We start from the raw sequence: 17,456 nt of genomic DNA on the forward strand, positions 1-17,456 counted from the left end.
GGTCAGGCCGCGCAGTATTCTTCGGTGGTCGCGGTCGGGTCGGGCTCGTTGGCCGCGGTCAGGCCGAACGGCTCGACCAGCTTCAGCCACTCCCCGCTTTCGTGCAGTGCGCGCAGCTCCCGGTTGAAGTCCTCACGGAACTTGTCATCGCCGATGCGGAAGTTGAAGGTACCGACATCGGGTTTGCCGCCGAACTGGAACGACGGCGTCACTTCCAGATTCGCGTCCGGGTTGTTGTGCACCAGCCAAGATGCGGTGACGTCGAGAAGCGCGCTGCCGTAGACGTCATTGTTGCGTACCGCGCGCAGGATGTCGTCCTGTTTGGCCATCGGCTCGATGAGTTCGCCCGGTACCCCGGCGGATTCGGCGTAGCCGTTCTCCACTGCGCCACCGAGAGTGGCGATCCGGACGTTCTCCCTGGTGATGTCCTCGAAGCGGTTGATATTGCGCGGATTGCCCTCCGGAACCAGGAACGCCGATCCGACCTGATAATCAGGAATGGCGAAGGCCGAACTCTCGCAACGCTTCGGGTTGATGAACATACCAGCGGCCACGAACGCATAGTTCTTGGCCCGCACCCCGTCGATGAGCCCGTCGAAGTCAGTGACCACGCCCTCGACTTCGTCGATACCGAGCTTCTTCAACACCGCCCGCGCCACAGTCGGGGCATAGCCGGTCAATTCCCCCTTCTCGTCGAGATAGGCCCACGGCGCTTCATTCGCGAAACCGACCTTGATCTTCCCGGAAGCTTTCGCATCCTCATACGTGACCGCCGCGCTGTCGCCACCCCCCAATCCACAGCCCGATACCGCCAGAGTCGCCATGGCGACTGCGGCGGCCATCATCCGGCGCAGTCCACGCCTCGGCTTCATTACCTGTTCCCGTTGGATCATTCGGTCAGTTCCTCGCATAACCCACTAAGGGTTTCGGGGAGATTTTAAGATCTACCGTTCATTTATATTAAGATCTGATGACGATACGGATGTCGTGCGCCACGTATCCACGTATATAGACTCACAAGACAGTGCCGAGAAGACTCGAAGGGGAACGGCGTGTTCGAACCTTCGAAGCCGACTGCGGCGAACCGAATCGGCAACAGAACAAGCCGACACCATCGAGTAGCCCGAGTAATCCACCTACCGTCGTGGTAGTCCACTAATGGAACACCGCAACGAGGCCAACGAGCGTCCTGCACTATTCGTCTCGGTGTTTTGGCAAGCCGCCACGGTAGCGATGCCGCTCGCCGCTGTTGCGGCAGTGTTGATCAGCGGACTCGTGAGCATGATCGAATATGAATTTCTCATGGCGCCCGATCCACCGCCGCACTTGGTTTTCGACATCGTTTCTGTTGTCGGACTCACCACGATAGCCAGTATCGCAGTACTGCTCGCCTGGCGGAGGACATCGAGAACGCTGGGCACGGCGGCAGGCATATCGACGACAGGCTTGCTGGTCCCCTTGGCCTTGCTGGTAGCAACATGAAGGGCTTACCGTCGAAATACGCTCGGCAGGGACTGGTTCGGTCCCGAGTCGTTCGTCGCCGTAGTCGTCGGTATGGGCTGCTCCGCGCTGTCTTACACAGACCTGGCTCTCCACGATGCTCTCTGGCCCATATACGGACCTTTTCTCGGGGGAGTTCTCTTGATCACGCTCAGCGCCGCGGGACTTCCGCTCAGCGACAGCCTTCGTCGGGCTGGTGCCGGGTTGTTGTCCGCATTCGCCGGATTCTTGCTGTTGACTCCTGGCTTTCTCACCGGACTCTTTCTCGATGCGATATTCACCATGCTGTGATGTGATCCCACTCGTCGATCGAGCCCCAGGATGCTGGTTACCGATGCGCGGCGGTGTAGGTGGCGATCTGGTGGCCGACGATACTGACGAGGTCGCCGAGCACGATATTGATGTCGGTGACGTGCAATCCCCAGTTGGCATTGGGAATAGCGCGCGGAAGCGGCATACCTGGGCCTGGGGTGACCATCAGCACATGGGCGCCGTTGGCATGCACGCACTGAGCGCGGTATCCGGGGGAAAGCTGTACCCATGGCGTGGCAGGCGGCGGTAGTTGCGGCCCATACGTGGCGACATCAGCCAGGCCCATGACTCCAGCAGGTGGTGTGCCGGGTCGCAGTGTGGTCGCTACCGCGAGGTCGTTGCGGCCCAACGACGCCGGGTTGGTACAGGCGATCTCGTATCCGGGGCCGTAAGGAGCCGGAGGTGAGCTCGCTGTCATCGGTACCCCGCCGAAGCGGGCGTTCGCGGGCGGGGTTTCGTCGAAGGTGGACCACGCCAGCACACAATGGGTCTGAGTAGCGGATTCGCATAATGGAAGCGACTTGAAATCGCCTCCTACGGTAGCGTTTTTCGGCACGACGACATTACCGCCCGCCAGCACTGCCGACACGATGCGCCCATTGGCCGCGGGGTCGGTTTCGATCTGCTCGGCAATGAGCCTGCGCAGCATCAGGGCGCCTTGCGAATGCCCGATGAGTACGATGCCGCGACCATGGTTGTCGTGTTCGAGATATTGCCGCCACGCGCGGACGACATCGCTGTAGGCGAGATCGGTTCCGGCCCGCACCTGATCCTTGAACATCGGACCGCGTTGCATGGCGAACAGCGTGCGTTGCCGATACACCGGCGCGTAGACATTGCAGAGCTGGGAGAATTGCGTTGCCTGCAATCGGGCCACACCGGTGAGCGCGGGGGTGATTTCCGGCCTGGCATTGAGCGCGGGGTCCGCCGACACCGTGGGATAGACATAGAAGCAGTCCACGTCGTGCGCGCGGGCCGGAGGCCGGTCGACGATCGCCTTACCGCTCGTGCCCTGGATCGTGATGCTCGAGTCGCCGCGGCATGCGTCGGTGGCCATATCGGGCCGGCAGAGCCAGGTGACCCGCCCGCCGGCGGACTCCCCGGCAACGGACTTCTCAGCATGTGCCGCGCCGACCGGGCCCACAGCGGCAGCCGCCGCGATCGCCGTCGTCACCGTAGCGATGCCGACTCGTAATCTCATATACCGTGCCGTTGTAGTTCACCTCACCAATAGAACCTATTTGCGGCAAACACTATTCACCACAGGGTGGTAGGGCAAACTCGATCCTGCCGGTCGCCGATGGCGGAGAGTATGTCGCACAGCGGAAGAGAATCCCATCTCGGAACCTCTACCTGCGATGTAAGGGCGGTGTGGATGTGCGGGCGTTATGAGCGGATGACCGCATGAGTGACAGAACGAACAACCCGCGACGTAAACGTTATCCGGAGTAAACCCGCAAAAAGGTCATCGATGAAGTCGAAACCTCCAGGTTCGCTATCGACACCCGCAGACGCCACGGCAGGCCAGATGATCGCCCGGACTCGACGACAGCGCTACAGCCGACTACCGATGCAATACGGTCAGCAGATCCTCGTAGGTGATCCAGCCGACCACCCTCGTGTGGTCACGGTGGTCCACGACGGGCAACCCGGTTCCGCCGTACCCGGCCAGTGCGGCAAGCGTGTCGTGGAATGTCGCGTCGGCGGTCACCGACGGCAGGTACTTCACCAGATGAGCCACTGATTCCGGTGAGCGCGGGTCGCCGAGCGCTTCGGCGACATCGCGGGCCGAGACGCATCCGCGATAGCGGCCGTCGCGGCCGAGCACAGGCAATATCCCGCGAGTGGACTTCTCCAGAGCGGTAGCCATGGTCACGAGATCCGCGGTATCGGGCAGCGGCTTGGAAACCCCGCGCGCGAGGTCACCCGCGCTGACGGTAGCGAAAGGACTGCGGGGCCGCTCGACATCAATGCCTCGGCGCAGCAATTTGCGGGTGTAGATGGTGTCCGCCGACAACAGGCGGGACACCTTCGTAGCAACGGCGACCGCGGTCATCAGCGGCAAAATAGTGGTGTATTCACCGGTCAGCTCGAACAAGATGATGACCGACGTGATGGGGGCGCGGGTCGCGCCGCCGAGCGCCGCGGCCATCCCGACCAAACCGTAGGCGCCCGGTGATTCGGTGACGGTCGGCAGAATGTGGTGCACAACCTGGCCGAAGGCGGTGCCTGCCATGGCCCCGATGAACAGGGTGGGCGCGAAGACGCCTCCGGATCCGCCGATGCCGATGGTGAGGCTGGTGGCGATCATCTTCCCGACCAAGAGCAGCACCAGCATGCCGAATACATATTTGCCCTCGACCGCGCTCTCCAATACCGGATATCCGACGCCGTACATCTGCGGCAACGCGATCAACACTCCACCCAGCACCAGTCCACCCACTGCGGGACGCGCCCACTCCGGACCGCGCCAAGCCCAGTCGCAGATATCCTCGACCGCATACAACACTTTCGAGAAGCCGACCCCGACCGCCCCGACCACTACTCCGAGCAGCAGATACAGCAGGTATTCGACCGGGTTGCGCACGGCGAAATCCGGCAGTGTCAGAAATGCCTCGTCACCGACCATGGCTCGACCGACGACACTGGCAGTGACGCTGGACAACACGACAGCGCCGAACGATTCGACAGCGAAGTTGCGCAGGATGAGTTCCATGGCGAAGAAAACCCCGGCCAGGGGCGCGTTGAATGTCGCCGAGATACCGCCGGCCGCACCACAGGCCACAAGCAGCCGGATTCGCGGTGTGTCGAGACGGGCCAATTGCGCGATGGCCGAACCGGTGGCCGAACCGATCTGCACGATCGGACCTTCCCGGCCGACCGATCCGCCGCCGCCGATGCACAGTGCTGAGGCCAGAGCCTTGAGTATTACCACGCGGGGTGCTATCCGGCCTCTTCGTTCGGTGACCGCGTACATCACCTCGGGCACGCCGTGTCCGCGGGCCTCAGGGGCGAACCAGTAGACCACCGGCCCGTAGATCATGCCCGCGACAACCGGCGCCAGCAGCAGGAACCACACACCGAGCCCAGGCCAGTGCGTCGAGGCGACCCGGCCGAGTCCGGCATAGTCACGATATCCGGTGAACAGCCAGGTGACCGCGATGATGAGGTACCGGAAGGCAATCGCCGTGAGCCCGGTCGCGGCACCGACTGCCACAGCGAGCAACAACATTCCGGACGAGCTCTCTCGCAGCCATCCGAACCATGATTCGCGCGACGGGATAGCGAGACGGAACCGATTCCATTCAGTTCCCTCGAACGACAACATAGTAGCAGTATGTAACAATTGCTATCTGCAACATAATCGATCAGCCTGAGCGGGGTTTCCCTAGCCTGTTCGACGTACCACCGCACGGTGCCGTTATTCGGGACGGCAGGATGGAGACATTCCTGCATGAACGAATGGAGATGGCGATGGCGCGACATCACGCGGCAGCCGAGGAGCCCGTGGATGAGATCACCGATGCCCTACTGACCGCATCCCGCCTCCTGGTGGCACTGTCCGCACGGTCGATCGCCCATGTCGACGAGACGATCACTATTCCGCAGTTCCGTACGCTGGTGATCCTGTCCACGCGCGGGCCCGCCAAGATCGCGACCCTCGCGGGCATCCTGAACGTGCAGCCCTCCACCGCGACCCGGATGGTCGATCGACTGGTCACCGCCGGGCTGGTCGACCGCAAACCCAATCCGGAGTCACGCCGCGAGTTGATCATCGAACTGACCACACACGGTCGCGAGATCGTCGCCGCGGTCACCGACCGACGACGCCAAGAGATCGCCGCGGTCGTCGACCGGGTACCGGTCGGCGACCGATCCGGATTAGTGCGCGCCCTGAACGCATTCAGCGCCGCAGGCGGCGAACCGAACGCGACGATGGCGCTCGACAGCTACCAACTCTGACCAGAGGGCCACTCTTCATACCTCGCACCGAGGATTCCGCGGAGCCGGACGCGCAACAATCGCTCATACCGGGTTCGAACGTCTGCCCAGCGCCTGCGCCGACGGCAGCGGCATCGAGTTCAGCGCCGGTCGGGCACACGGCCGCGGTCCATTCTCGAGGAATAGTGCGCAAAGCCGAATAGTGCATAAGACAACTGTTGTACACTGCTTCATACCATTAACATTGGGCATCCGCCCAATGCGAATGCCCAACGAGATCGACCAGATGCGATCGGCAATAGAGGAGCAGGCATGGTGACCGCCGCCGAGCAGGGCCGTGATACGCGTGCCCGGCTGATGGACGCGGCGATCGAATTGATCGCCGAGCGGGGCTGGGGCGCGGTGACAACTCGTCTCGTAGCCGACCGTGCCGGACTACGACCTGGGCTGGTGCACTACCACTTCCCATCGGTGCACGATCTGCTGATCGACGCGTCACTTCGCCTGACGCGGGAAGCAGGGGCCGCCATGCTGGAGCAAATCCTCCGACAGCCGGCCACGGCGGCGGTAGACCAGCTCCTGATCTCTATGACCCCCTACACCACCGACAACATGGACAACCGAGTTTTCGGTGAAATGTTTTTGGCGGCGACTCGTTACGAGCGACTACAGGAGGGGCTGGGCGCACTACTGCGCGAATTCCGCACTGCTGTCGCGGCATGGTTGCATGCCGACGGCGCGGTGGCCGATGCGGAAGCGACGGCCGCAGTGCTGCTGGCTGCTTTCGATGGGCTCATCCTGCATCGGCTGATCGATCCAAGTATGGGCGAGCTCGGTGTCGACGGCCCGCTGCGCCGGCTGACCGGGATATCCGAGACGGCGGGATCGGAGGGCTACCGGCATGGATGAACAACCGGCGACCACGCGTGGAGGCATTCAGCTGCGTGGGGTGCACAAGACCTACGGCAGCGGTGAGGCCACGGTCCACGCGCTGCGGGGTATCGACATCGATATCCCCGCTGGTGAGCTGGTGGCCGTGCTGGGCGCCAGCGGCTCGGGCAAGACCACCCTGCTCAATATCATCGGCGGCATCGAATCGGCTGACAGCGGCTCGATCATTGTCGCGGGGCGGGATATCTCGGATCAGCCGCCCGCCACCCTCGGCGAATTCCGGCGCGTCCATATCGGTTTCGTCTTCCAGTTCTTCAATCTCATCCCCAGCCTCACCGCCAGAGAGAATATCGAGGTGATCGTCGAGCTCACCGGTCGCGGCGACCGTGTGAGAGTACAGGAACTCCTGTCGGCGGTCGGACTGTCCGATCGCGCGAACCATTTCCCCGCACAACTATCTGGTGGACAGCAACAGCGGGTCTCGATTGCCCGGGCGCTGGCCACCGATCCGGATCTGGTTCTCGCCGATGAGCCTACCGGCGCGCTGGACGTTGCGACGGGCCGTGGCGTGTTGGAGCTACTACAGCAGACCACCCGAGCTGGACGCGGAGTGGTAATGGTGACCCACAATGAGGTGGTCACCGAGATCGCCGACCGGGTCATCCGCATGCGCGACGGTTGTATCGTCGCCACCGAACGCAACACCGCACCCCTCGACGCGGCCTCCGTACGGTGGTGATCGCGGTGTGGCCGATGAGGGACAAGGTGCTCAGGCGCAAGATCCGCCGCGATCTGCGGCGCAGGCCCGCGCAGGCCGCCGCGATCGCGGTAACAGTGATGCTGGGGGTATTGCTGTTCATCGCCAGCTACGACTCGTTCCGCAACCTGTCCGCTTCCTATGAGCGCACTTACACACGACTGCATTTCGCCGACTTCACCGCAGTCGGCGGCAATCCGGTAGCGATCGCGGCAGCGGTGCGTACAGCCGACGGCGTCGCCCAGGTATCCGTGCGTACCCAGGCCGATGTCCCCATGACGATCGGTGCGGCAAAGCTGGTCGGCCGGATCAGCGGGATGCCCGCGGGCCAGGGGCCGAATGTGAACGACATCTCGCTCACCGCTGGGCGGATGCCCGATACCGCGCGGCAGAACGAGGTTGTGATCGAACAGCACACCGCGAACACCTTCGCACTCGGTCCCGGTGACCAGTTCGGCGTCTTCGACGGTAACGCCTGGCAGGAGGTGACGGTAGTCGGCGTCGCCCGCTCACCGGAGTATCTGTGGCCTGCCCGTAGCCGTCAAGAGCTGTTCGCCGATCCGCACTCATTCGCGATCGTCTTCGCCAGGCAAGCAGAAGCACTGCGGCTGGCCGGGCAGCCGGGACCCAATCAGACACTCGTCGAGATGTCCTCCTCGACAACCGAATCCGAGCACGATCGGGTGGCCGCGCTCCTGCGGTCGGCGGGTGCCACCGATGTCACCACGCGGGCCGAGAACCCCTCGGATGCCGCCTTGACCGAAGATCTGAACGGATTCTCCGAAATCGCCGTCGGATTCCCGCTGCTGTTCCTGCTGTCCGCGGGGATCGCCGAGTACATCCTGCTGACCCGGCTGGTCCACGCCGAACGTCCGGTCATCGGCACACTGCTGGCCATGGGAGCGCGTCGGAGCACGCTGATCCGTCACTACATCACCTACGGCACGATCGTCGCCGCGATGGGCGGGCTGGCAGGCGTCCTTCTCGGTGCTGTCGCGACCTCGGCAGTCACCTCCGCGTATACCCGGACGATCGGGATCCCGGATACCGTGGTCGAGCACCGAGTATCCACGCTCGCGGTCGGGTTCGGCCTCGGGCTGGCCGCGGGTGGACTCGCCGCGCTCGCCCCGGCGCTCGCCGCGGCCCGCACCGCGCCGGCACAGGCCATGCGCGGCGACGGCACTCGCCTGGCCCGTCCCGGCCCGCTGACCCGGTTGTCGGCCCGATGGACCGGATTGCCCGCCGTGCTGCGTATGGCCTTGCGATCGCTGACCCGGGACCGCCGCCGCACAGTGGCCACGATGACCGGCACCATACTGGCACTGGTGCTCGTGCTGGCATCGGCAGGCATGGTCACCAGCATGCGCGCCGTGCTGGACGTGCAGTTCGAGCAAGTCGACAAGCAGGACGCGACCGTGGTAACGGCTTCCGCCGCCGATACGCACAGCGAACAGCTAGGCGCGATACCAGGCGTCGCCGAAGTGGAAACCGAGTCGACGGCCCCGGTTACGGTGCAGGCCGGGGGCGGAAGCTATACGACCGTGCTCACCGGGCTGCAGCCGAACACCACGATGCACGGATTCCGTACTGTCAGTGGCGCATCCGGCTTGCCCACCGACGGCGTGGTCGCCGGATCCGCGCTTACCGACCGGCTCGACGTCCGCGTCGGCGACACCCTCACGATCACCACTGCTTTCGGCGCCCCGCACCGAGTACGACTCGCAGCTCTGGTGGACGAACCGCTCGGGACCTCGCTCTATGCCACCAACGACACCGTCAGGACCATCGCGCCTACCGCACTACCTGGCTATCTGCTGCGCTTCCAGTCCGGCGCCGACCGCGATGCCATCCGCGCCGCCGTCACCGATCTGCCTGGCACGCTCGCCTATGCCGACACGCAGGCACTGCGGTCCCAATTCGACCGATTCCTCACGCTGTTTTGGATATTCGTCGCCGTCATGCTCATCTTCGGCGCGATCCTGGCATTCACGGTCATCTACGTGACTATGACCGTGAACCTGGCCGAACGCACCACCGAACTGGCGACCTTGCGGGCAGCCGGTGTACCCAACCGACGCCTCACCGCCGCACTCGCCACCGAAAATCTGATAGCCACAGCGCTCGCCGTTCCACTGGGGCTCGGCGCCGGGATTTTAGCCACCTGGGCGTTTCTCCGGTCTTTCAACAGCGACATGTTCACTCTGCACTTGTCTTTGGGGGTGCCCATGCCCACGCTGGCGATCGTCGCCGTTCTCGTGGCCGCCGCACTGTCACAGCTACCGGCCCTTCAGTTCCTGCGACACATCGATATCGCGCATGTCGTCCGTGAACGCGCTCAATAACAGCGAGGGAGAAATCGAATGGCAGCCGCCACATCCGCCGCCACATTCGGCGCGCGTGCGCTACGGACCCGCTGGGTGGTCCGGGCGCCGATCCTGCTCTACCGCGCGGGGTTCGGATTCCTGTTCGGCACCAGGTTGCTGATGCTCGAACACCTCGGCAGGCGCAGCGGTATCCGTCGATACGTCGTGCTGGAGGTTGTCGACCAGCCCGCTTTCGACCGGTACGTCATCGTCTCCGGCTTCGGTACCCGCGCGCAGTGGTACCGCAATATCCAGGCCCACTCGCGTGTGCGTGTCTGGAACGGATTGCGGCGCGGTGTGCCCGCCACCGCGACCGTGATGACCACCGCAGAGGCCGCGGCCGCTCTCGATGATTACATCCAGCGGCATCCTCGTGCCTGGAAGAACCTGCGCGCCACCATCGAACACGCCACCGGGGCACCAGTCGGCGCGTTACCGATGGTCCGGTTACGCGTCGATCACCGCTGAGACGGCTCGGTCCCCCGCTCGCACTGCCCGCTCCCCGCGTCTCATCCGGTTCGATCCCCACCCTCGTCTCCGCGCGGGGGGTGGGCACCGTCACCATAGTGCGAGACCACACTGTCCTCGGCATGCGTCCCGGCGGGCAGGCTATCCATCGGTTCCACCCGCAGCACCCGCGCGACGGGAACGTCGGTCGAGGAATGCAACACAATCGATAGCGCGATCGTCACGGCGACGAGGTCGAACACCACCTCGTTGTTGGGTATGCCCGATTGCAGGGCGAGCAATCCGTAGACCACCGACGCGAATCCTTTCGGCCCGAACCACGCCGCTGCCGCGCGCTCCGGCGTGGACAGCGGCGTCCGCAGCAGCGATATCAACATGGCGGCAGGCCGCACCAACAGGATCGCCAGCACCGCCAATGTCCAGTCACCGATACTCAAGTGCGACAAACGCTCCGGTGTGATCAGTGCGCCGAATACCAGCAATGCGGCGAACTTGGTCACCTCGGACAGCAGATCGCCGAACGGCTCGAACTGTTCGGCCGCCATATGATCCAGCGTCGCCAAGGTCGACCCGGCCATGAATGCCGCCAGATAGGGATTCGCGTGGGTCAGGTGACACGCTCCGTACAGGGTGACCGCGATGGCCAGCGGCCCCAATGCCTGTAGCCGGGGCTCTGCCGTGAGAATCGGCAATCGCCATGCCAGCGCGACCACTGCCGGAACAACGATTCCGAACACCACCCCCAGGACCAGTTCCACCACGATATGTGGTGCCCCGGATTCGTGATGTGCGGCCGTCGCCAGGAAGATCAGGACGAAGGGCAGTGCCAATCCGTCGTTGAGCCCGGACTCGATATTGAGCAACCGCCGCAACCGGAGCGGAACGTCGGTACGTCCTACAATCGCCGACGCGAACACCGGATCGGTCGGTGAGAGGATGGCGCCGAGCAGGAATGCCGTGGGCCAATCCAGTCCGGCCAACCAATGCGCCGGAACCGCGATCAGCACCATGGTCAGCGGCATCGCCAGCCCCAGTGCCCGCCCCGACAACCGCCGGCCTTCCCGCAATGCGGGCAGGTTCGCCCGCTGCCCATCGGTGAACAGCACCGTGAACAAGGCGACGTCGGCCAGTGCGACCACAAGCCCGTCATCCGGCGTGATCGTGACCAAGCCGAGCCCGCCCTGGCCGATCAGCGCACCCGCCACCAGGAACAGCAATGCCGTGGACAACACCGTTCGCGCGGCCACGCCGGACAGCGACACGCTGACCAGCAGTACCACTCCGAAAGCAAGAACCAGCACCATCACATCCACCATTCGCAGTCGAGCCCGATCCGCTGCTTCGCATCTATGCCGCAGGCCGGTCTTCCCGGTGCTCCCGCGATACGCATGTCGTACGTGCACCGGGGAGAATCCGTGCCGTGCTCTAGTCGCTGTGCGCGCCCGGCGACCTGGTACACGTGGCCGTCTACCGCTGTGACCGGTACCCCGAGCCCGAGCGGCGAGGAGATGACCGCCCGATCGCGTGGTGGCTCGAGGTTACCTTGCAGCACATCGACCAAGGTGCCACCACTTCGCTACCTGTGAGTTTCGAACAAACCAGCTGGTCGAGCCTTCGCCACCACCAGAATGCCATATAGACTGGCTGCGGCGTACATCGAGCTCTACCGTGGCCCGCCGACTCCATTGCCACAGCATGACGAGCGCATCCCCGGTCGGCCGGACACGATCCGTACGGCATGAGGAGAGCACCGTTGAGCAACGCCACGGCAAGCAGCGCGCCGAGGCACTCTGGGACCTGGGCGCAATGAACGATCGGGCCGGGCAGCGACAGCACGGCATGACCACACAGCAGCCCACTCATGCCGGAGCGGGCAGAGCATGAGCCGCGCCAAGGTACCGGTCGTACGCCGCCTCGGCCCACTCGGTCACCCGGCGCGGCTGACGGTCGCCGGATTCGCCGCAGTAGACCTGCTCGGCACGCTGCTGCTGACACTGCCCCTCGCCGCGGAGTCCGGCACGTGGACCGATGTGGTCACCGCTCTGTTCACCGCTACCTCGGCCCTCTGTGTGACCGGGCTCGTCCTGGTCGACACCTCGACCTATTGGTCTCCCTTCGGAGAGGCGGTAGTGCTCGGCCTGATCCAGGTCGGCGGACTCGGCATCATGACCGCGGCCTCGCTGCTCGGCCTGTTGGTCGCCCGGCGGATGGGCCTGCGCATGCAGCTCATCGCTCAGGCCGAAACGAGAGCACTCCGGCTCGGTGAAACCCGCCGGGTCGTGATAGGTGTCGTTTCGATGAGCCTGATCATCGAGGCGGCGACTGCGGTGGTGCTCATCGCGAACCGCCTCGCCACGGCGGGTGAGTCATTCGGTTCGGCCGTACACTTCGGTGTCTTCTACGCGATCTCGGCATACAACAACGCTGGGTTCGCCCTACACGACGACAGTCTCGTCCACTATGCCACCGACGCGTGGATCATTGTGCCGATCATGGTGGCGTTCATCTTGGGTGGTCTCGGGTTCCCGGTCGTGTACGAAGTGGTGCGCACCGTCCGCACCCGGCGGCGCGGCACCCGAATGCCCGGCTGGTCGCTGCACACCAAAGTCACCGTGCTCACCTACGCCGGCCTGGCCGTGGCCGGATTCGTCCTGGTGACCGCATTGGAATGGGGCAATCCCCGCACGCTCGGCCCACTGTCCCTGCCCGGCAAACTGCTCACCGGCGTCTTTCACGGCATCACCCCACGCACCGCGGGCTTCAGCTCTATCGATATGGGCACCGTGCATCCGACCACACTGCTCGTCAGCGACGTACTGATGTTCATCGGCGGCGGCAGCGCGAGCACTGCGGGCGGCATCAAGGTAACGACCTTCGCGCTGCTGGCATTCGTGATCTACGCCGAGATCCGCGGGCAACCGACAGTCCACGTGATGGGACGGCGGCTGGCTGCCGCAACACAGCGTCAGGCCATCACAGTGGCGCTGCTCGCAGTCGCGGTGGTGGTGGCCGCGACCATGCTGCTGCTGCGACTGACCAGGCTTCCACTCGACGTGGTGCTCTTCGAGGTGATCTCCGCTTTCGGCACCGTAGGCCTGTCCACCGGCATCACCGCAGACCTTCCGACCGCCGGACATCTGCTGCTGACCGCGATGATGTTCATCGGCCGCGTCGGACCGACCACTCTGGCATCCGCACTCGCTCTGCGTGAGTACGAACGATGCTACGAACTACCGGAGGAGCGACCCATCGTTGGCTAAAACACAGCCTAAAGTGCAGCCCAGAACACAGCCCAGAGCATTATTCGGCAAACCTCCCGATAAACTTCCGAAGCACCCGACCACTCGCGTGGTGGTCATCGGACTCGGCCGCTTCGGCAGCTCGCTGGCCCGTGAACTGATCACCCACGGCTCCGAGGTACTCGCGATCGACTCCGCACCACGTCTGGTGCAACACTATTCGCACGAGTTCACCCACGTCGCGGTCGCCGACACCACCGATCAGGATGCGCTCGAACAGCTCGGGGTTCCCGATTTCTCACACGTGGTCGTCGGGATCGGCGGCGATCTAGAGGCCAGTATCCTCACCACCTCACTGCTGGTCGACTTCGAGATCCCCCATATCTGGGCCAAGGCCACCAGTCGCCAACACGCCCGCATTCTGGAACGCATCGGTGCCCACCACGTGGTACTGCCGGAACACGATATGGGCGAGCGAATAGCTCATCTGGTCACCGGACGCATGCTCGACTACATCGAGTTCGACGAGGACTATGCGATGGTGCGCACCACCGCACCGCGCGCAGCCATCGGCATGACACTCACCGAAAGCGGGCTACGCCAGCATTTCAACGTCACTGTTGTGGCCGTCAAACGCCATGGCGGCGAATTCGCCTACGCCACACCGGATACCATGATCGTCGACGGTGACCAGCTCATCGTCGCCGGAAGCATCGCCTGCGTCGAATCCTTCGCCGAACTCGCCTGAACCCGTTTCACCCACCGGAGCGGGCAGAGCCGGGCAACACCCTCGTCAGCCCAGATACCGACCGAGATAGGGCGCCGCCTCGACCGGATGCTGCGCCTCGATACCTTCGTTGACAGTGCGGAAATCCCAACCCTCCCTCGTGCGCACCACAGTACCCATCACCAGTCCGGTAGCGGGTACACCGCTGAGCTCGTAGCGAGTGATCTCGGTGCCCGAGGAATCATCGACCAAGCGGCAGAAGGCATTCCCGATATCGGCGAAGGCATGACCGCTATAACAGGTCACCAGGAACAAAACAGTCGATACCTCCGGCGAGACCCTGGTCAGGTCGACGGTGATGACCTCGTTGTCGCCCTTGCCTTCTCCGGTGACGCTGTCGCCGTGATGACGCACCGAGCCGTCCTGCGACATCAACTGCTCGTGATAGACGACATCGGTCAACTGATCGCCCCGAAACAACAGCGCGGCGGCATTCAAGTCGATATCGCCTCCCTGGAACCATTGACGCGCGGGGTCCCAGCCCAGTGCCATAGTGAGGTAGCCGATACGCATACCGGTGTCATCACGCAGCTCGATGGACAACCTATGTTCCCTTCCTCAGAGGCGAAAGCAGCACTACTGCCACCGAACAACGCCTGGCCGAACTTTGAGGTTCCCCCGCTAATCCGGAGAGCGGATTATTTGTTTCCTGCGGGAACCTGGTGATGGTAGCTGGCTTCGTACTCGTCGGGTGATCGCCAGCCGAGCTTCTTCTGGATCCGCTGGGTGTTGTACCAGCCGTCGATGTAAGCGAACAGGGCGTTCTCGGCCTGATCCCGGGTCCGCCACGTGTGTCGGTAAACCAGCTCGGTCTTCAGCGTGGAGAAGAAGTTCTCCATCAGCGCGTTATCGTAGCTGTCGCCGACCGACCCCATCGATTGCGCGATCCCGTTGTCTGCCAAACGATTAGCGAAGCGTATGGCCGTGTAGGTCGATCCGCGGTCGCTGTGGTGGATCAACTGTCCGTCTCGGACCTCGCGGCTCCAGACCGCGTATTCCAGCGCTCCCAGGACCAGTTCGGTGTCGCAGCGGTCGGAGGTCTTCCAGCCGACGATCCGGTTGGAGAACGCGTCACGGACCGCGGCGAGCCAGAACACGCCCTGGCCGCACGGGATGCGAGTCGCGTCAGCGACCCACAGCCGGTTCGGCTCGATGGCGGTGAAGTCGCGTTCGACGAAGTCCGGCGCCGGTGTCGCCCGCGGATCTTGTCGGGTCGATCCGAGCCGCCGTTTCTTGCGCAGGAACGCACCCTGCAGCCGCGATCGCCGCATCAGTCGCTCGACCCGCTTGCGGCCGACGTGAATACCTCTGCGTCGCAGCGTGGCATGCACCCGTGGTGACCCGTAGGTTGCGCCGGAGCTGGTATGGATATCGACGATCTCTGCCAGCAGCCGCTCATCGGCGACCTGGCGGTCCGACCGCTGCCGGGCTCGTTTCTTCCACCCGTAATAGGTCGAGGACGAGATGCCCAAGACCCGCAACAGGAGCTCGACCGGGTGCTGGCTGTTCTGTTCGACGAACCGCATGATCACCGCCGGGTCTGGCCGAGCTCCGAGGCGAAATACGCGCTCGCAGAACGTAATATGTCGTTGACACGCTCCAACTCCGCGACCTTCTTCTTCAGGGCACGGTTCTCGGCCAGCATATCGGTCGTCGGCCGATCGTCGCGTTCGCCGGCATCGGCCTCGGCTTGACGGATCCACAGCCGCAACGCCTCGTGATGCACCCCGAGCTGGGAGGCCAGCTTCCGGATCGTCGGCTTCGGGTCGGACTCCCGATACAGCCGCACTGCCCGCGCCTTCAACTCGTCCGGGTACTTCTTCGGTGCTGCCACGAATGACTCCTTCCGGTCCTATCGGACCACAATCAGAGCCCTCCGAGAAAGCGGGGGAACCTCACTTCGATACCTACCGCAAGCCTGCCAGGAGAAAAAGCTGTACTGCGCGAAATCTGGCGGCATGCAGTCGGCGCAGCCCGCCGAGCATAGCCGTGCGGCCCGACCGGACCGACCATCGTCGGTGCCGACAGACTCGGCCGGTCGGACCCCGATCGAATACGAGACAATCATGACCACAGCGACCGTTCAAGCCATATAACCACTGTCGTCACCCGATCGTGCAGCAGTCCTGTCCTGTAGCAGCGCGGCTACCCTGGCAAGGACCTGCGGCTCGTCCATATCCGCGTGGGTCGTCTCCACCTCGACCTCGCTGATCTGTCCGAGCACGAACTCCGACCATTGGGGTGCCAGCGCGTTCTGGTGGTCCAGAGTTGCTCGTAGGATCACCGCGTCACCGTTGAACACCGGTGACCGGAACCGGGTGAGCAATTCGGCGTTGTTCCCCATGACGGGAAGTAGCGAGGAAACCAGTTCTCTGGATGCCAGGGTGTCGGCCGACTCGCCGAATCGCCGCTTCATCCATGTGTAGAGCGCTGCGGATAGTTCCTTCTCGGTGATCGGATCCTGTGTGCCATCGCCATGTGCGGGCGCTATATCCAGGATTATCAGTTGCTCTACCTGCAATCCTCGCTGATGTAGCTCGGCGGCGATGGCGTGAGCTACCACACCCCCGAACGACCAGCCCACGAGGGTGAAGGGTCCTTCTCGTTGGTAGGCGAGGATGCGGTTGGCGTAGTCCTCGACCATGTCTTCGATACAGGCCGCCATCGGGGCGTGGCCATCCGCTCCGCGTGCTTGCAGCCCGTAGATCGGCCGGTCGGCCAGTTGGTCACGTAAGCTCCAGTAACACCAGCTCACTCCGTTTACAGGGTGCACGCACCACACGGGCGTGCCTGTGGTTGCGGTGCGGATCGCCAGGATCGGTGTGAGGGGGTCGGCATCACCGGCCGTTTCCCTGAGCCGGGTCGCCAACCCGGCCACCGTCGGACACTCGAACACCACCTGGAGCGGCAGTTCTATCCCCAACACCGCCCGTACCCGGCTGACCAACCGCATCGCCGACAACGACTGCCCACCCACATCGAAAAACGAATCATCCGCCCCCACCCGATCCACCTCCAACAACTCCGCGAATACCCCCGCCACCGCCACCTCGTCCGCACCCCGAGGCTCCCGATAGCAGGCCGCGGCAACATATTCCGGTGCCGGCAACGCCCTGCGGTCCAACTTCCCATTCAACGTCAACGGCAGCGTCTCGAGCACCACGACCGCCGCGGGCACCATGAACCCCGGCAACCGC

General features: G+C 63.9%; 19 protein-coding genes. 10 read left to right on the plus strand and 9 right to left on the minus strand.

From position 1 onward, the window contains the following. Positions 1-2: 2 nt before the first annotated feature. The gene (ehuB, locus tag ACX4ZE_RS20290) at positions 3-893 is read right to left on the minus strand and encodes an ectoine/hydroxyectoine ABC transporter substrate-binding protein EhuB (protein WP_480275051.1); all 891 of its coding nucleotides are present in this window, start codon (positions 891-893) and stop codon (positions 3-5) included. A gap of 265 nt (positions 894-1,158) precedes the next feature. On the opposite strand from ehuB, the gene ACX4ZE_RS20295 reads away from it, so the two are divergent. Further along, a complete protein-coding gene (locus ACX4ZE_RS20295) occupies positions 1,159-1,482 on the plus strand; it encodes a hypothetical protein (RefSeq protein WP_480275052.1) in 324 nt (107 codons plus the stop codon). A gap of 159 nt (positions 1,483-1,641) precedes the next feature. Further along, positions 1,642-1,791, plus strand: coding sequence for a hypothetical protein (locus tag ACX4ZE_RS20300; protein ID WP_480275053.1), 150 nt, complete (start codon positions 1,642-1,644; stop codon positions 1,789-1,791). Positions 1,792-1,828: 37 nt separating this feature from the next. Here ACX4ZE_RS20300 and ACX4ZE_RS20305 read toward each other — a convergent pair whose 3' ends face one another. Together ACX4ZE_RS20305 and ACX4ZE_RS20310 are read right to left on the minus strand one after the other, a co-directional pair. Further along, on the minus strand, positions 1,829-3,013 hold the full coding sequence (locus ACX4ZE_RS20305) for a DUF3089 domain-containing protein (RefSeq protein WP_480275054.1): 1,185 nt from the start codon (positions 3,011-3,013) through the stop codon (positions 1,829-1,831). Positions 3,014-3,376: 363 nt separating this feature from the next. Beyond that, the gene (locus tag ACX4ZE_RS20310) at positions 3,377-5,140 is read right to left on the minus strand and encodes a chloride channel protein (RefSeq protein ID WP_480275055.1); all 1,764 of its coding nucleotides are present in this window, start codon (positions 5,138-5,140) and stop codon (positions 3,377-3,379) included. A 146-nt stretch (positions 5,141-5,286) separates the two neighbouring features. Here ACX4ZE_RS20310 and ACX4ZE_RS20315 point away from each other — a divergent pair, with 146 nt between their 5' ends. The 5 genes from ACX4ZE_RS20315 to ACX4ZE_RS20335 all read left to right on the plus strand — a co-directional run bounded on the left by ACX4ZE_RS20315 (position 5,287) and on the right by ACX4ZE_RS20335 (position 10,233). Continuing rightward, positions 5,287-5,775: a MarR family winged helix-turn-helix transcriptional regulator gene (locus ACX4ZE_RS20315; protein WP_480275056.1), complete on the plus strand. Its 489-nt coding sequence runs from the start codon at positions 5,287-5,289 to the stop codon at positions 5,773-5,775. A 291-nt stretch (positions 5,776-6,066) separates the two neighbouring features. Next, positions 6,067-6,663, plus strand: coding sequence for a TetR/AcrR family transcriptional regulator (locus ACX4ZE_RS20320; protein ID WP_480275057.1), 597 nt, complete (start codon positions 6,067-6,069; stop codon positions 6,661-6,663). Then, positions 6,656-7,384: an ABC transporter ATP-binding protein gene (locus ACX4ZE_RS20325; RefSeq protein WP_480275058.1), complete on the plus strand. Its 729-nt coding sequence runs from the start codon at positions 6,656-6,658 to the stop codon at positions 7,382-7,384. The genes ACX4ZE_RS20320 and ACX4ZE_RS20325 overlap by 8 nt, the downstream gene beginning before the upstream one ends. 14 nt (positions 7,385-7,398) lie before the next feature. Then, the gene (locus tag ACX4ZE_RS20330) at positions 7,399-9,744 is read left to right on the plus strand and encodes an ABC transporter permease (RefSeq protein WP_480275059.1); all 2,346 of its coding nucleotides are present in this window, start codon (positions 7,399-7,401) and stop codon (positions 9,742-9,744) included. Between the two features lie 18 nt (positions 9,745-9,762). After that, on the plus strand, positions 9,763-10,233 hold the full coding sequence (locus ACX4ZE_RS20335) for a nitroreductase family deazaflavin-dependent oxidoreductase (protein ID WP_480275060.1): 471 nt from the start codon (positions 9,763-9,765) through the stop codon (positions 10,231-10,233). A gap of 41 nt (positions 10,234-10,274) precedes the next feature. Here the strand turns inward: ACX4ZE_RS20335 and ACX4ZE_RS20340 are convergent, their stop codons facing one another. Together ACX4ZE_RS20340 and ACX4ZE_RS20345 are read right to left on the minus strand one after the other, a co-directional pair. Then, positions 10,275-11,537 (minus strand): cation:proton antiporter, encoded by a 1,263-nt coding sequence (locus tag ACX4ZE_RS20340; protein WP_480275061.1) that lies wholly within the window; start codon positions 11,535-11,537, stop codon positions 10,275-10,277. After that, entirely contained in the window at positions 11,537-11,794 is a 258-nt protein-coding gene (locus ACX4ZE_RS20345) for a hypothetical protein (protein ID WP_480275062.1), read from the minus strand. Before ACX4ZE_RS20345 ends, ACX4ZE_RS20340 begins: the two co-directional genes overlap by 1 nt. 134 nt (positions 11,795-11,928) lie before the next feature. On the opposite strand from ACX4ZE_RS20345, the gene ACX4ZE_RS20350 reads away from it, so the two are divergent. The 3 genes from ACX4ZE_RS20350 to ACX4ZE_RS20360 all read left to right on the plus strand — a co-directional run bounded on the left by ACX4ZE_RS20350 (position 11,929) and on the right by ACX4ZE_RS20360 (position 14,220). Then, a complete protein-coding gene (locus tag ACX4ZE_RS20350) occupies positions 11,929-12,117 on the plus strand; it encodes a hypothetical protein (RefSeq protein ID WP_480275063.1) in 189 nt (62 codons plus the stop codon). Then, entirely contained in the window at positions 12,114-13,493 is a 1,380-nt protein-coding gene (locus ACX4ZE_RS20355) for a TrkH family potassium uptake protein (RefSeq protein ID WP_480275064.1), read from the plus strand. Before ACX4ZE_RS20350 ends, ACX4ZE_RS20355 begins: the two co-directional genes overlap by 4 nt. 88 nt (positions 13,494-13,581) lie before the next feature. Continuing rightward, positions 13,582-14,220 (plus strand): potassium channel family protein, encoded by a 639-nt coding sequence (locus ACX4ZE_RS20360; protein WP_480275065.1) that lies wholly within the window; start codon positions 13,582-13,584, stop codon positions 14,218-14,220. 45 nt (positions 14,221-14,265) lie between these two features. Here the strand turns inward: ACX4ZE_RS20360 and ACX4ZE_RS20365 are convergent, their stop codons facing one another. From ACX4ZE_RS20365 to ACX4ZE_RS20380, 4 genes are all read right to left on the minus strand, one after another. Continuing rightward, the gene (locus ACX4ZE_RS20365; protein WP_480275066.1) at positions 14,266-14,802 is read right to left on the minus strand and encodes a TerD family protein; all 537 of its coding nucleotides are present in this window, start codon (positions 14,800-14,802) and stop codon (positions 14,266-14,268) included. 95 nt (positions 14,803-14,897) lie between these two features. Beyond that, positions 14,898-15,785 carry an IS3 family transposase gene (locus ACX4ZE_RS20370; RefSeq protein ID WP_480275067.1) on the minus strand — a complete coding sequence of 296 codons (888 nt, stop codon included), beginning with the start codon at positions 15,783-15,785 and terminating at the stop codon, positions 14,898-14,900. 2 nt (positions 15,786-15,787) lie between these two features. Then, positions 15,788-16,093 (minus strand): transposase, encoded by a 306-nt coding sequence (locus tag ACX4ZE_RS20375; RefSeq protein ID WP_480275068.1) that lies wholly within the window; start codon positions 16,091-16,093, stop codon positions 15,788-15,790. 249 nt (positions 16,094-16,342) lie between these two features. Beyond that, the coding region (locus tag ACX4ZE_RS20380) for an alpha/beta fold hydrolase (RefSeq protein WP_480275069.1) at positions 16,343-17,456 on the minus strand (1,114 nt) is incomplete at its 5' end.

The sequence above is a fragment of the Nocardia sp. TBRC8007 genome (genome assembly GCF_056629435.1).